Raw genomic sequence first — 12,580 nt, 5'->3', positions numbered from 1 at the left:
GGATGTGGTGGGGCGTAGCCTCCGCACTCCTCGCGAACGTGCTGTACAGCACGGGCTTCGTCCTGGAGAAGCGTGCCCTGGCCGCGCTCCCCGCCCTGAACGTCCGCCGCCCGGCGCACCTCATCCGCCAGCTCCTGGGCAGCCCACTCTGGCTGGCCGGCTCCTTCGCACTGGCAGCCGGCTTCGCCGCCCAGCTCATCGTCTACCGCACCCTCCCGATGGCCGCCGCCCAGGCACTTTTCGTCTCCGGCCTGGTCCTGCTGCTCCTGCTCTCCTCCGCCGCCCTGGGCGAACGCACCTCACACCGCGAGCGCTACGCCATAGCCGCGATCCTGCTGGCGCTCCTCATGGTGGTCGGCTCACTGAGCCAGAAAACGGACAGTATCGGCCACAGCTCCCCCGCCCCCCTGATCTTCCTGATCAGCGGCTTCTCACTCGCCGCAGGCTTCTCGCTGTACGTCACCACAGAGCGCCGATCGGCCCGCCGCCACCGGCCCCCCACCTCCGGCGTCGAGTACGGCGTAGCGGTGGGCCTGGTATACGGCGTGAGCTCACTGGCGATCAAGGGCGTATCAGCGCACTTAACCCTCACCGACCCAACAGGCACAGCACTGTCACTCCTCGCTTCCCCCTACCCGTACCTCCTCCTCATCACGGGAGCGACGGGCCTGGTCCTCTCCCAAACCGCACTCCAGCGCTGCCGGGCGTCGCTCATAGTGCCGGTGTGTACAACAACGTCCTGTCTCTACACGGCGATCCTCGGCACGTTCGCCTTCGGCGAGTCCCTGCCGACCGACCCACTGCGCCTGACCCTCCGCCTGGCAGGCGCAGCGCTAGCGGTAGCAGTACTGCTCACACTCACCACCAACAACACACCCCACCCAACCCCACAATCAAGGCAGCTGACCCATGAACCCCGATGACCCCCTGCTGAAGATCCTCGCCTGCCCGCTGGACAAGGGCCCCCTGACCCTCCTCCCCCTGGAGGACACCCTCTACAACCCCCGCTTGCGCCGCCGCTACCCCATAGTCGACGGCGTCCCCCAACTCCTCCCGTCCTCCGGCGAACAGGTACCGGAGGCCGAACACCACCGCCTGCTGAACCAGCTGAACTAGTGGCCTGGGAACGATGGCGGTGATGGCGAGTACTGGGAGCGCGCGGAGAGCTGGGGCCGCAAAGCGGGTGAGGGGCGGCGGCTTGGCCGCACTGCTGCTATGCGAGCATCAGGTGTTCGCACATGCCACATGTGTGCGTACGGGGCGGGGAGCGGGGTGTTAATAAAGCCTCGGTCTGCGCCATCACGTAGTCGCTGTCGCTGGGAGGGCTGGCGGAGATGTACCTGGCTGATGTCCTGTTGGCCGCCCCGCCGGTCACAGAGAGCGACACGACGGTTCTGTGGTGGATCACGGCCTGCGTCGGGGCGCTCATGCTCCTAGGTTTCGTAGCTGATTGGGACACGCGCCGCACGCGCAGAAAAGTGCCGTTGGAGCAACTGGCGGCAGAGCTGCGTCGGGAGATCCGTACAGGGGCTCCGAATGTCCGCGGACACATCAGTGTCGATCCGTCCCGGTATCCGGGTATCTCCGGCGGCCAGGCCGAGGATATGGCCCGGGAGGAGGGGTTTCTCCGGCAGACCCACGGGACCAAGGGGAAGTGGCTCTTCTACCGCGTGGGGACACAGCCCGGCTCCACCTCGGAGATGGATATGCGGGGCGGCCCGCCCACCGAGGACGTGCGGCAGAGCCCTGCGGCCCAGAGGGCAGCACGCTGGGTCCGTGAGCGTGACGGCTTCGATCCGCTGGACGCAGCAGTCGTGGACGAAGCGGAGACGGGCATGCGCAAAGCCCATGCCAGCTACGAGCGGTGCTTTGTGGGTGCCGCTCTCTGTGCGTTGCCCGGTGTACCTATCACGATCGCTCTCACCCTGGACTGGGTGAACAGTGGCCTTTCAATTGGCTATCCCGGGGATGTTTCCGGGTACGTAGTGGCGCATCTGCTGGCCGTGGTTTTTGTTACGTCCTCCGTGTTCTTGTTCAAGCGGTCTTTCAGGGTGCGCAAAGAGGGGCGTGAGCGCTACGGCTCAGTCCTCGCCACCTATGGCAAGGTTGTCGCCGCGCAGGAGAACGAGCGGCGGAATCAGTAATCACCGGCAAAGTTACGGGGAATCATGGCGGACTTCATGGTCAGTCTTGGCGAGTTGCGCAAGCTCCGCTCCGTCCAAGCCCTCGAACGCGACATCCGTACCTGGCTCGCCGACTGGAACGACCACCCACGGCCCTTCATCTGACCAAGACCGCCGACGAGATCCTCGACAAAGTCGCCGCCTACTGCCGACGAATCTCTGACTCAGGTCACTAGACACCCTCCGCCGGGCCTGGGACGTCGCCGCACGCCAAGCTCAATCCGTCTGACCCACACGCACCACGAAGCCCCCGCCTGGTAAAGCTGGAGGCGAGGGCTTCGTCGTGTTCCGGATCGATTCAGCGAAGATACGTCTGCTGCCACTCAATCGACGACATGTTCAGCGCGGCCTCAGCGAGGGCCTGCGCCGACGCTGTCTTGAGGCTGTTGCGGCTGGTGTCAATCCAATTCTGAACATTCCCGCATCCTTGCTCGCGGTACTCGACGGCTTGGATAAGGCATTCGAGCTTGTCGGCGTCGTGGGCAACGATCACTTCCAGGCTGGTGCCGTTCTCGTACTCCTCGACGACACGCTGAACGCCGGAGGCGACGTCGGGGTGAGCGGCCGACATCTGGTCTGCGGTGACCTTCTCGTTGGACGCCGCTTCGAGGTAGCGCCGGCCAATATGCGGGATATCGCTGACGCGGGTCTCCTGCGTGTCGTGGAAGAGGCACATCAGCGCGACCCTTGCAGGGTCCGCGCCCTCCATCATGGCCAGCACCGCGCCGACGATGCCCACCCGGAACGAGTGCTCGGCGATCGTCTCCGGGTCCTTCACTCCAGCGATCCACCAGCCGGACCGCTTCGCCCGTTTGAGCATCCCCATTTCCATCAGGAAACCCGCCGTACCCTGCGCGTTGGCCGTCTCATCCGCCATGTGATGCCCTCCGGTCTGTCAAGTGCGCTGCCCGCGTAGACGGTATTGCACGGCGCCCAAGTCGCGCCTGGATCTTGGAGAGATGCCGCCGCCGTCGAGGATGAGGCCGGTGCGTTCGCCGAGCGCAGCGGCGAGTGATGGTGAAGCCTGGGGCAGCCAGGGGTGCGCGCCAAGAAGGGCCCACAGGGAATGCGCGTACAGCTCGACATACGTCGGTGCCTCATCCAGTCCCTGAATGAGGAGCCGCAACAACGTGACGGGGTCCCAGCTGGTCAAGTCTCGGTCGCGCATGAATAGGTCGCTGGCCTGTGGCCCGTTGGCCGCACCGAGCCAGTACGCCCAGTAGTTCAGGTTCGCCGCCTCGCCGTTGTCGTCGTCGACCAGCGCACGCTCGATGAAGTCCAACAGCGGCTGCTGGTCGCCCTGGCGGGCGAGCGCAGCGGCGGTCGAGCGGGCTTCCGCCCAGTGGGGTGACCAGCCCCGTACCGCAAGCGCTCCCCGGCGACTATGGAGGGCGTGAGCGATCCAAGCAGGCGCACCGGGGCTACGGTCGTAAGAGGTGAGATACAGGGCCTGCCGCCGCAGCAAGGGGGCGGATTCCCCGGCGCGGTGCGCCCCCTCGGCCGTGTCTCGCAGGTGAATGAAAAGGTCGGCCCGATCCTGCGCCGGAAGCATCGGCGCGGCCGGTACCGCTCCGCGTCGTCTGGGGGCGGGCCTACTGGCGATCAACGGCGGTGGCGTACCGTTCACGGCCCAAGCGATCATGTGCGTCGTATCTCGAGTGTGCACCCATTCCGCCAGAGGGTGCCACCCCGGCCGCTCCGGCGGGTCCAGCGTGACGCTGATGATGCGGTCGGCATCCATTGCAGGGTCCAGGAGCTGAACCACGGTGCGATCTGCGCCCAACGCCGGTAACCGGCGCCGTAGGTCGAGGAGCGCCCCCGCTTTCATGTTGGCCAATGGCCGACGGCCGGATTCCCAGCCCTGCACCGTGGCCAGGTCCACCTCCAGCGCCTCCGCCAGGCCGATTTGCGTACGAGGAATGCTCTCTCGGGCCAGGCGGAGGATGTACCCGGCAATGGCGCCTGTGACCGCACGGCGGTGTGCGGGCGGTCTGGCAGTCATGACAGCTCCCCGAGTGCGCTCCGGTACCTAACACGTACCCGCAGTCAGTCCTACTCCATTCGACGTGACCGTACGTTCAAGACGCGGAATCAGTCAGGGTCCTTACGTGGACCGGGGATTGACGCCGCAGCCGCCCGGAACCAGCGAGCCAACGTAACGGCTCCCGCTTGTAGGACTCGGGCGGCACCCAGGACAGCGGGCCGCAGCGCGTCCCCTGTCGTACTGCGGCCCGCTGCACCCACTCACGTCTCACGTTGGAGTCCCAGATGTCGACGCCCCTCCCTCGCAGAGCGCCGGGTGACAGCACCCCGCGCCGTACCGACTCCGCCGCGCCTTCCGATTGGGAGCCGTTCGGTACGCCGAGCCCCGGCCTCCGCACCCGGTCCGAGAAAGGGCTGGAGCGCTTCTTGCGCCGCGACGTGGTCGACGGCGGCGACCAGGCCGAGGAGTCCGCCTCATGAGCCGCCAAGCCCGGATTCTCGTACCCGGTGATCCCTCCGCCATCGCCTTCGCTCGCGACCACGTACTCACACATGTCCGGGCATGGGGGGTGTCACTGGATGAGGAACTGCGGGACGCGGTCAAGTTGGTCGCCTCAGAGCTGATCACGAACGCTGTGGTGCACGGCGGTGGCTTCGCCACGGTCGGCCTTTACCTCAACGACGGCCGTCTTCTCCTCGTCGTCCACGATGGCAATCCGGCCGAGCCACAGCGCCAGTACGCGACCGGCGACGACGAGGCCGGGCGGGGGCTCGCCCTCGTCAACTTCCTCGCCGCACGCAGCGGCTGGGAGCCCACCGCCCGGGGGAAGAAGATGTGGGCCGAGTTCGAAGTTCCCGTCCCCCCGCCGTCTGCCCGCGGTGAAGTCCTGCGACGCCGGATGAAAGCCGCCGTGCCACGCGCCTACGTCAACACCATGCCGTTGGCGATGTCGGCAGGGCTGTGAGCGGCGGCCGGCATGCGGCCCCGAAGGACCAGACAGAAATGAAATTGCCCGGCTGGCCGATAGCCCTCTCCCTGCTCGGTCTCGGCGTTGCCGGTCCCTCCGTGACTCTGCACGACCAGGTGCCGGATCTCTTCAGGGCAGCGCCGCCAGTCACGGTGCCGGACACCGAGGCGCCGTCCACCAGCCCCGCGCAGGACACACAAAGGAGTCCTTCATGAACGCCGCTCCACGGTCCGCTCTCGCCGATCCGACCAGCGCTCAGCCCAATACCGGGGAAGTCTTCGGTTACGCCTGCGCGCAGATCCACCGTGCTGCTGCCGCGCTCTGGCCGGATGCCACAGTGCAGCTCGGCTGCCACGTCCCCAGCGTCACCGGCTACGTACACCGAATCCGAGTCAATGAGCGGGAGCTGTTCGCGAAGCACTCCATGCTCGGCGTCTCCCTCGTCTCCGTGCTGAGGGGAAGCTGCGGCAACTGGTCGAAGGTAGCCGAGGGACAGCAGAAATACGCGGCGAACCCGGACTCGCTCCTGATGCGGGAGGCGGCTCAACTGGGCTTCCTTGCGGACATCAAGGGCCCGAGGGCATGTGTGGTGGCTGGAGTCCGCCACGGAGTGCTGTTCACCGAGCCGGTCCACGGGCCGAGTCTCACGAATCTCGTGCTGAGCAATCCGGGCGACACAGGCGAGTTGCTGCGTGCGGCGTGGAAGCAGCTCAACCCGCTGCACAAGCCTGAGCTGTTGGACCGATGTGGCACGCTTCCGGCGATCGGCGAGCGCTCGATCGCCGGCACGTTCCTCCGGAAGTTCAACGGCATCAGCGGCTCGACCTATCTCGACCAGCTCGGGGGCTTGCGTCTTCCCTCCGCGATGGGAGCGGAGGTCTCGGCCCTCCTGCGTCAGGTCGTCACGCGGCTGCTGCGGATCAGAACCAGCGTGCTGCCGACGGAACACCCCGTCCTGGCCTACGGCGATTTGAAGCCTGAGCACGTCCTGTATCCCGATGGCCCCGACGCGCGGCCGGTCTTCCTGGACCCGGGGCTCCTGCGGGCCGGTGCCACCGTGGACTCCGCGAAGCTGATCAGCCGGACCATCCTGAGCCTCATCGCCTCCAGCCCTGGCGAACAGACTACGCGGCGGGTGATCGAAGGTATCGAAGTATTCGCCACCGCACTGTTGGCAGATCAGTCCGCCCGAGCGCGCCACCGATGGCTGCGCGAGGTCATGGCGCTGTGGCTGATGGACACAGTCAACATCACGTCCACCTACCTCACCGCACCCCTGGCCCTTCCCCTTCCTGAGCAGGGGGCGGCCGTGGCCAAGCGTGCCGTGACGGTGTGCCGCATGGTCGACGAGATCAGCGGGCCCCTCGATCGTGGCGGAGGGACGGCATCGGTGTGGGATGCGGCGCTCGACTGCGCGGCAGGAGCCGGGGCATGACCGCCGTGGCGATTGTCGGAGCCGGAGCCGTGGGGCAGTCCGCTGCCACCGCCCTTGTCTCCGCTGGGCTCTGTGACCGGCTGGTGGTGACCTCCCGCACCACTGGTCAAGCTGAAGCCCTCGCCGACGACCTCGATGACTTGCGATCCGCCTGCGATTCCAGGGTGCACCCGGTCCCGGGGACCACCAACAGCCTCATGGGCTGCCAGGCCGTCGTCATCGCCGTACAAGGGCGCTTCGCCAACGCCCACCGTGCCGATATCCGCATGGCCGGGGCTGTCGCCAATGCGCCCGTCATCCGCACCCTGGTTGCCGAACTGCACGGCTACACGGGCACCGTGGTGATGGTGACGAATCCCGTCGATCTGATGACGCGGCTGTTCGCCGAGATCTCCGGCTGCCCGCGCGTTTTCGGAATCGGCTCGAACCTTGACACCGCTCGCTACCGGATGACCCTGGCCCGGGTTCTCGATGTTCCCCAGGAAGCGGTTGACGGCCATGTCGTCGGCGAGCACGGCGACGCCGCTGTGGTGTGCACATCGTCGACCACCGTCAATGGCGAGCCCGTCCAGGTCCCCCTTACGCACATACGTAACGAACTCGCCAACCGCCCGGGACGGATCAGCTCGGGCATCGGCCGTACTCGCTGCGGACCCGCCGGAGCAGTGCTCTCCACGCTCCGGCTCGTGCTCGGTCAGGCCGATGGCGCGCGGAACTGTCAGCTCCACACGAGGGCGGATGGCTGGGAATTCCGTTGCGCTTCACGGCAGGCAAACCCCTAGCTTGCCTTCCTCCGCTAAACGCCACCGAGGCCCGGCTGTTCCAGGCCGCCAACGCCAAACTCCGCACCGCCTACCAGGCGCTGCCCGCACACCCCACCTTTGAGAGGACTCCATGACCACCGCAACCCGCATCAGCGCCGCAGACGCGACGGTGACCGTCATCAGCACGACAGACATCGTCACCGACTGGGCCGCCCGCTACTTCGGCGACTGGTGGAACGCCACCTCAGTCACGCCGGAGAGCATCTGCACCGGCCCGATCGTCAGCGCCGAAGTGGACCCCGACCGGTACGCCCACATGGCCACGAAGCTGGCCGCTGACCCGCACGAGGAGACCGTCTACGCGAAATCGGCAACCCTGCTGGCCAAGGACGACGCCGGTTCGATTCGCGCCGTCTCGCCCGGAGAGAATCTTGCCTACCTCTCCGAGCCGGACAGCGAACGCCTGACCATCACCGGATGCGACGCCGAGGCCGTGGCCGTGGCCACCGCCCGGCTGGCTCGCGAAGCCGTCCGAGGGGTACTACTGCGCTCCGGCTGGACGCTGCTGCATGCCTCGGCCGTCGTCCGCGACGGCCGAGCGGTGCTCACCTTCGGCTCCAAGGGCTCGGGGAAGACCACCACGGCGCTCCTCCTCGCCAAGCGCAAAGGCTGGGAATTGCTGGCCAACGACCGCATTTTCGTCCGCCCCGACAACACCGGAGGAGTCCAGGTCCTTCCATGGCCCTCGGCCGCAGCGCTGGGCCTGGGACTCCTCGACGCGCTCGGCTTGTACGACGTCGTACGCCACCGGATGAATGCTGGGGAAAAGCTGCACCCGACCCAGGACCAGCGGGTCACCGAGGCCCTTGTGGACGGCAGTCGGACGCCTCTGTGGTCGCCCAGCGGTAAGGAACTGAAGGCCCAGATCTTCCCCGATCAGTTCAGCGCCTGGTTCGGCCTTGACCTGGCCACCCGTGGCCGGGCCGCGATGCTGCTGTTCCCCAGCATGTTCCCCGTCGCACTCCCAGCCCTGGCCGACGAGGAACGCGCACTGGCGGAAGAGGACTTCATGAGCGGCGCGACCGAAGACCGCTACCCCGACATCTTCCGCCTCGCCCGAGTCGACGGCGGCGGCCGTGCTGAAGACCGCACCCGCGTCAGTGGCCTACTCGCCGAACTCCCGCACCACAGCATCATCCTGGGCCATGACACCAACGCCGCTGCGGACTTCCTCGGCAAGCTCACCGACACCGCCTGGCCGAGCGACCCACACGGACGCTCCGCATGACAAACCCCAAAGCTTCTGCCCGAACCTGACCAGGCAGTCGGCACGGGCGGAAACTGGCGTCGGCCGCATTCCCGAGGCGGCCGACGTCTCCACCGCACCACTCGAACAGAACCGAGATCGCGGCCTGATAGCTGATCGGTCCGCGGACGGCGGCCGATGCCCAGGACGACGCCCCGCGAACAGCCGGTGCAGGGTGGCGGCCTCCACCGCGGTCAGCGCAACGTTCCACAGGGGCACCGGCAGCAGGCCGACCCCCGCGCGCGGCTGCCGGGTCCAGGCGAGGGCGGCGGCACCGGCGATGCCGCTCTCAAGGAAACAGCCCTCCCAGAGCCAGCTGCTCTTCCAGCCCCGCCTCGCCCGCTGCCCGGGCTAGCCTGTTGATCATGTGGATCGACACGGTGAGCGACATCCTGCACGAAGCGGCGGCCACGGCCATCCTCCCCCGCTACCGCTCACTGGCGGACGGTGAGGTTACGGAGAAGACCCCCGGCGAGGTGGTCACCGTGGCCGACCGCGAGGCCGAGGAACTGATCACCCGCCGCCTGCGCTCCGTGCTCGACGCCCCGGTCGTCGGCGAGGAGGCGACCGCAGCAAACCCCGGCCTGATCACGGCACTTCGTGACGCCCCGGCGGCCTGGCTGGTCGACCCTCTGGACGGCACGGCGAATTTCATCGCCGGCCGGCCCGAATACGCCGTGATGGCTGCGCTGATACGAAACGGACAAGCCGTCGCTTCGTGGATCGTGCAGCCCGCCGAGGGGCGCACGTACGTAGCGGAGAAGGGCTCAGGGGCGTGGCGGGACGGCATACGGATCCACCGGCCGTCGGCACCCGTCGACCCCGCCGACTTGCGCGGCGCGGCGCTGACCAGATTCCTCGACCCGGCGGCGAAAGCCCGTGTCCAGGCCGCGACTTCCCGGTTCGCGACCCTCGGTCCGGGCACCAAGTGCGCCGGCGTGGATTATCCGCGGCTGGCGGACGGCGTACAGGACTTCCTCCTGTACCAGCGGACACTCCCTTGGGACCACGTGCCGGGCGCGCTGCTCCTCACCGAGGCGGGCGGCGTCGCGCATCGCCCCGACGGAACCGCCTACCGTCCGACCGACGCCGAGCGCGGACTCCTGGCCGCCGCGGACGCGCACAGCTGGCGCACAGTGCACGCGATCCTGATGCAACGCTAGCCGCCCACCACCACCGTCCGCTGCGCCGAAAAGTCCCCCCACTTCCCGTCCGGCAGCCTCGCGCGGAGCTTGATGCTGAAGCGGGTCCCGGCAGGCTCGCTCACGGTGAAGCGGTACGTCGCCGTGCCCTTCGGCGGAGCTGCGCCCCACACGATGGTCGTGGCCAGTTTCCCGTTGAGGAACAGCTGGTGCTCACGCACCGCCTCCTCCCCACCCGTACGCGGCGGCGTCCACGCAAGGTCGATGCCGCGTACGCCGCCCTCCGTGCGGGGCGTCGCCTTCAGAGCCGTGGGGGCGGTGGACGGCCCGTGCCCGGGGGCCGAAGCCGTCGTCAGGTCAAGGGCGTTGCTGTCCTTCGAGGAATTCTCGGCCGCGTCCCGCGCCCGTACCGTAAAGGTGTAGACGGTCCCGGGCCGCAACCCGGTGACCCGCGCCGTCGTGGCGGTGCCGGGCACGGTGTGGATCCGGGAGTCCTCCTGGTAGATGTCGTACGACGTCACGCCGACGTCGTCCGCGGCCCGCCCCCAGGTCAGGCTCACCGCGCGTCCCCCGTCGGCCCGCCCCCGCAGCTTCACCGGCACGGAGGGCGCCTTCCGGTCGTCCGGCGTAGGAGCGGGTGTGGTGACGGGGACAGGGCTGCTGGGAGCGGAGAGATTGCCCGCGGCGTCCCGGGCGCGGACGGTGAACATGTAGGCGGTCGACGGGGTCAGGCTGTCGATGTCGACCATGTGCCGTGCGCCCGGCACGGCCTTCACCTTGGCGCCCTTCTGGTAGACCTCGTACCCGGTGACCGCCTTGTTGTCGGAGGCCCGGTCCCACATGACGTGCACGGAGGTGGCGCTGCCCGCCTGCGCCGTCAGCCCGCCCGGCGTGGAGGGGCGCTCGCTGTCCCGGTCGGGTTCGTTCGAGCAGGCGGTCGTCGTCAGCAGAAGAAGCAGCAGCAGCAGGGAGACAGAGCAGGTCAACGCGGCGCACACGGTGGGGCGTTGCACGGTTGGACCCTTCATCCGGAGATATTGGTCCAGACCTGTATGCCACGCATGGCCGCGCCCGGCAAGAACTACCGCGATATGAACCGAACGGCCCCGGAGATCGTCTGAGAGTTCAGCTGGAGATCCGCTGGAGATCAGCCGACGATCAGCTGCTGAAGAATTCACTGACCTCTTGGGCGAACGGGCGGGGGCGCTCCTCATGTACAAAATGGCCGGCCGGAATAGTGATCAGGCGGCAGTCCGGGATCAGCGCAGCCATGTCCTGCATCCGGTCCTGCGGCATCGAACTGTCGGGGCCGCCCGTGATGATCAAGGTCGGTGCGACGATCTCGCCGAGGCCGTCGCGCCACTCCGGGTCGGGGTCGGAGATCTCGCCGGTGATGGCCGGTACGACGGGCCAGTCGTAGTCCAGCGGTTCCTCGGGGCGCACCACCGGGGGCGGCTCCGTGTCGCCGGGGAACGGCGGCGGGGTCTCCTCCAGCACGAGCCGCTCCACGCGGTCCGCGTGCTCCTGCGCCAGCAGCCGGGCGACGACACCGCCGATGCCATGGCCGACGAGGCCGACCCGGTCGAGCTCCAGCTCGTCGAGGAAACCGAGGACGTCGTCCCGCATGAGCTCGACGGAGTACTCGTCGGGCCAGTCGCTCTCGCCGTGCCCGCGCAGGTCGATCGCATAGACCCGCCATTCCTCGCCGAGCGCCTGCCCGGCCTCCTCCCAGCTCGCCGCCGACGAGCCGAGCCCGTGCAGGAGCACGACCGGCGCTCCGTACGAATCGCCCCAGGCCCGATAGGCCAGCCGTACGTCGCCGACATCCACTACGGAGTGATCACTCATGCCCCTGACGCTACAGCCCTGACCGGGGCGCCCCTACCTCACGGGGTCCAGGTCAGTGAAAGGGTCACGGTGTGAAGCCGACCGCCCGCCTCCTGCTCGTACTGCTCGCCCTCCTCCTCTGCGCCTGTACGGTCCCCTCCGTCGACGGAAAGCCGGGGGGCACGGCCGGCGGGCTGGACGATCCGGCGAAGAAGGACATCGCCATGCAGCTGGTCTCCAGCGCCGAGAACTCCTCGCTGGACTGGAAGGCGCAGTACAAGTACATCGAGGACATCGGCGACGGCCGTGGCTACACGGGCGGAATCATGGGCTTCTGCTCGGGCTGCGGCGACATGCTGAAGGTCGTCGAGCGCTATGCGGACGCCGAGCCCGGCAATCCGCTCGCGGCGTTCATTCCGGCCCTGCGCGCGGTGAAGGGCAGCGATTCGCACGAGGGGCTCGGGCGGCCGTTCACGAAGGCGTGGGCGCGGGCCGCCGGGGATCCGGCATTCCGCGCGGCGCAGGACGCGGAGCGGGACCGGGTCTACTTCGATCCGGCGGTCGCCCAGGCCAAGCGGGACGGGCTGGGCGCGCTGGGTCAGTTCATCTACTTCGACGCCTATGTGATGCACGGCCTCGGCGACGCCGAGGGAACCGTCGGCTTCCGTACGATGCGCCGCAAGGCGATGGAGAAGGCCGAGCCGCCGTCTCGCGGCGGCGACGAGAAGGCGTACCTGGGTGCGTTCCTGGATGCGCGGGTGGCGGCCATCCGCTGGGAGCCGTCCCACTCGGACACCAGCCGCATCGAAACGGCCCAGCGGGTCTTCCTCCGCGAGGGCAGGCTCGACCTCCGGACGCCGCTGCGCTGGAAGGTGTACGGCGACGAGTACCGCATCGGCTGAGCCGGGCCGGCGGGCAGCGCGGAGCTGCTCGGCTGAAACGAACTGTGGCGCGTACGGCACCTTTCAGTGC

14 protein-coding genes and 1 pseudogene are annotated in these 12,580 nt (G+C 68.1%); 10 read left to right on the top strand and 5 right to left on the bottom strand.

Going from position 1 to position 12,580, the window contains the following annotated elements; genetic code table 11:
* Positions 1-2: 2 nt before the first annotated feature.
* From PXH83_RS26285 to PXH83_RS26275, 3 genes are all read left to right on the top strand, one after another.
* On the top strand, positions 3-923 hold the full coding sequence (locus PXH83_RS26285; RefSeq protein ID WP_274563640.1) for a hypothetical protein: 921 nt from the start codon (positions 3-5) through the stop codon (positions 921-923).
* Positions 910-1,116 carry a Trm112 family protein gene (locus PXH83_RS26280; protein ID WP_274563638.1) on the top strand — a complete coding sequence of 69 codons (207 nt, stop codon included), beginning with the start codon at positions 910-912 and terminating at the stop codon, positions 1,114-1,116. The genes PXH83_RS26285 and PXH83_RS26280 overlap by 14 nt, the downstream gene beginning before the upstream one ends.
* 218 nt (positions 1,117-1,334) lie before the next feature.
* The gene (locus tag PXH83_RS26275) at positions 1,335-2,144 is read left to right on the top strand and encodes a hypothetical protein (RefSeq protein WP_274563636.1); all 810 of its coding nucleotides are present in this window, start codon (positions 1,335-1,337) and stop codon (positions 2,142-2,144) included.
* 337 nt (positions 2,145-2,481) lie between these two features.
* On the opposite strand, the gene PXH83_RS26270 is transcribed toward PXH83_RS26275, so the two are convergent.
* Together PXH83_RS26270 and PXH83_RS26265 are read right to left on the bottom strand one after the other, a co-directional pair.
* A complete protein-coding gene (locus PXH83_RS26270) occupies positions 2,482-3,060 on the bottom strand; it encodes an HD domain-containing protein (protein ID WP_274563633.1) in 579 nt (192 codons plus the stop codon).
* Positions 3,061-3,078: 18 nt separating this feature from the next.
* On the bottom strand, positions 3,079-4,185 hold the full coding sequence (locus tag PXH83_RS26265; protein WP_274563631.1) for a helix-turn-helix domain-containing protein: 1,107 nt from the start codon (positions 4,183-4,185) through the stop codon (positions 3,079-3,081).
* A gap of 266 nt (positions 4,186-4,451) precedes the next feature.
* Here PXH83_RS26265 and PXH83_RS26260 point away from each other — a divergent pair, with 266 nt between their 5' ends.
* The 5 genes from PXH83_RS26260 to PXH83_RS26240 all read left to right on the top strand — a co-directional run bounded on the left by PXH83_RS26260 (position 4,452) and on the right by PXH83_RS26240 (position 8,621).
* Positions 4,452-4,646 (top strand): hypothetical protein, encoded by a 195-nt coding sequence (locus PXH83_RS26260; RefSeq protein WP_274563629.1) that lies wholly within the window; start codon positions 4,452-4,454, stop codon positions 4,644-4,646.
* Positions 4,643-5,131 (top strand): ATP-binding protein, encoded by a 489-nt coding sequence (locus PXH83_RS26255; RefSeq protein ID WP_274563628.1) that lies wholly within the window; start codon positions 4,643-4,645, stop codon positions 5,129-5,131. The genes PXH83_RS26260 and PXH83_RS26255 overlap by 4 nt, the downstream gene beginning before the upstream one ends.
* A 214-nt stretch (positions 5,132-5,345) precedes the next feature.
* Complete coding sequence (locus tag PXH83_RS26250; RefSeq protein WP_274563627.1) at positions 5,346-6,569, top strand: hypothetical protein; 1,224 nt, start codon at positions 5,346-5,348, stop codon at positions 6,567-6,569.
* Positions 6,566-7,351: a lactate/malate family dehydrogenase gene (locus PXH83_RS26245; protein WP_274563626.1), complete on the top strand. Its 786-nt coding sequence runs from the start codon at positions 6,566-6,568 to the stop codon at positions 7,349-7,351. The genes PXH83_RS26250 and PXH83_RS26245 overlap by 4 nt, the downstream gene beginning before the upstream one ends.
* Before the next feature lie 112 nt (positions 7,352-7,463).
* Positions 7,464-8,621, top strand: a complete 1,158-nt coding sequence (locus PXH83_RS26240; RefSeq protein ID WP_274563625.1) for a phosphoenolpyruvate carboxykinase (ATP) — start codon at positions 7,464-7,466, stop codon at positions 8,619-8,621.
* Between the two features lie 168 nt (positions 8,622-8,789).
* On the opposite strand, the pseudogene PXH83_RS26235 reads toward PXH83_RS26240, so the two are convergent.
* Positions 8,790-9,030, bottom strand: a pseudogene (locus tag PXH83_RS26235) (LLM class flavin-dependent oxidoreductase); the annotation flags it as partial.
* Between PXH83_RS26235 and PXH83_RS26230 the strand changes: the two are divergent.
* On the top strand, positions 9,005-9,802 hold the full coding sequence (locus PXH83_RS26230) for an inositol monophosphatase family protein (RefSeq protein ID WP_274563624.1): 798 nt from the start codon (positions 9,005-9,007) through the stop codon (positions 9,800-9,802). The pseudogene PXH83_RS26235 and the gene PXH83_RS26230 overlap by 26 nt on opposite strands.
* Here PXH83_RS26230 and PXH83_RS26225 read toward each other — a convergent pair.
* Both PXH83_RS26225 and PXH83_RS26220 read right to left on the bottom strand, forming a co-directional pair.
* Positions 9,799-10,809, bottom strand: a complete 1,011-nt coding sequence (locus PXH83_RS26225) for a fibronectin type III domain-containing protein (RefSeq protein ID WP_274563623.1) — start codon at positions 10,807-10,809, stop codon at positions 9,799-9,801. The genes PXH83_RS26230 and PXH83_RS26225 overlap by 4 nt on opposite strands.
* Positions 10,810-10,939: 130 nt before the next feature.
* Positions 10,940-11,629 carry an alpha/beta fold hydrolase gene (locus PXH83_RS26220; RefSeq protein ID WP_274563621.1) on the bottom strand — a complete coding sequence of 230 codons (690 nt, stop codon included), beginning with the start codon at positions 11,627-11,629 and terminating at the stop codon, positions 10,940-10,942.
* A gap of 71 nt (positions 11,630-11,700) precedes the next feature.
* Between PXH83_RS26220 and PXH83_RS26215 the strand changes: the two genes are divergently transcribed.
* Positions 11,701-12,510 carry a chitosanase gene (locus PXH83_RS26215; protein WP_274563620.1) on the top strand — a complete coding sequence of 270 codons (810 nt, stop codon included), beginning with the start codon at positions 11,701-11,703 and terminating at the stop codon, positions 12,508-12,510.
* Positions 12,511-12,580 lie beyond the last annotated feature (70 nt).

Origin of the sequence: Streptomyces spiramyceticus (assembly GCF_028807635.1) — a bacterium.
GTDB classification, from domain to species: domain Bacteria; phylum Actinomycetota; class Actinomycetes; order Streptomycetales; family Streptomycetaceae; genus Streptomyces; species Streptomyces spiramyceticus.
This window is presented reverse-complemented; position numbering and strand designations above follow the sequence as displayed.

Bases quoted from the DNA above. Each gene is read 5' to 3' on its own strand.
- PXH83_RS26275 (WP_274563636.1), top strand. From the start codon at position 1,335: ATGTACCTGGCTGATGTCCTGTTGGCCGCCCCGCCGGTCACAGAGAGC.
- PXH83_RS26245 (WP_274563626.1), top strand. From the start codon at position 6,566: ATGACCGCCGTGGCGATTGTCGGAGCCGGAGCCGTGGGGCAGTCCGCT.
- PXH83_RS26250 (WP_274563627.1), top strand. From the start codon at position 5,346: ATGAACGCCGCTCCACGGTCCGCTCTCGCCGATCCGACCAGCGCTCAG.
- PXH83_RS26280 (WP_274563638.1), top strand. From the start codon at position 910: ATGAACCCCGATGACCCCCTGCTGAAGATCCTCGCCTGCCCGCTGGAC.
- PXH83_RS26220 (WP_274563621.1), bottom strand. From the start codon at position 11,629: ATGAGTGATCACTCCGTAGTGGATGTCGGCGACGTACGGCTGGCCTAT.
- PXH83_RS26230 (WP_274563624.1), top strand. From the start codon at position 9,005: ATGTGGATCGACACGGTGAGCGACATCCTGCACGAAGCGGCGGCCACG.
- PXH83_RS26255 (WP_274563628.1), top strand. From the start codon at position 4,643: ATGAGCCGCCAAGCCCGGATTCTCGTACCCGGTGATCCCTCCGCCATC.
- PXH83_RS26240 (WP_274563625.1), top strand. From the start codon at position 7,464: ATGACCACCGCAACCCGCATCAGCGCCGCAGACGCGACGGTGACCGTC.
- PXH83_RS26265 (WP_274563631.1), bottom strand. From the start codon at position 4,185: ATGACTGCCAGACCGCCCGCACACCGCCGTGCGGTCACAGGCGCCATT.
- PXH83_RS26270 (WP_274563633.1), bottom strand. From the start codon at position 3,060: ATGGCGGATGAGACGGCCAACGCGCAGGGTACGGCGGGTTTCCTGATG.
- PXH83_RS26285 (WP_274563640.1), top strand. From the start codon at position 3: ATGTGGTGGGGCGTAGCCTCCGCACTCCTCGCGAACGTGCTGTACAGC.
- PXH83_RS26260 (WP_274563629.1), top strand. From the start codon at position 4,452: ATGTCGACGCCCCTCCCTCGCAGAGCGCCGGGTGACAGCACCCCGCGC.
- PXH83_RS26225 (WP_274563623.1), bottom strand. From the start codon at position 10,809: ATGAAGGGTCCAACCGTGCAACGCCCCACCGTGTGCGCCGCGTTGACC.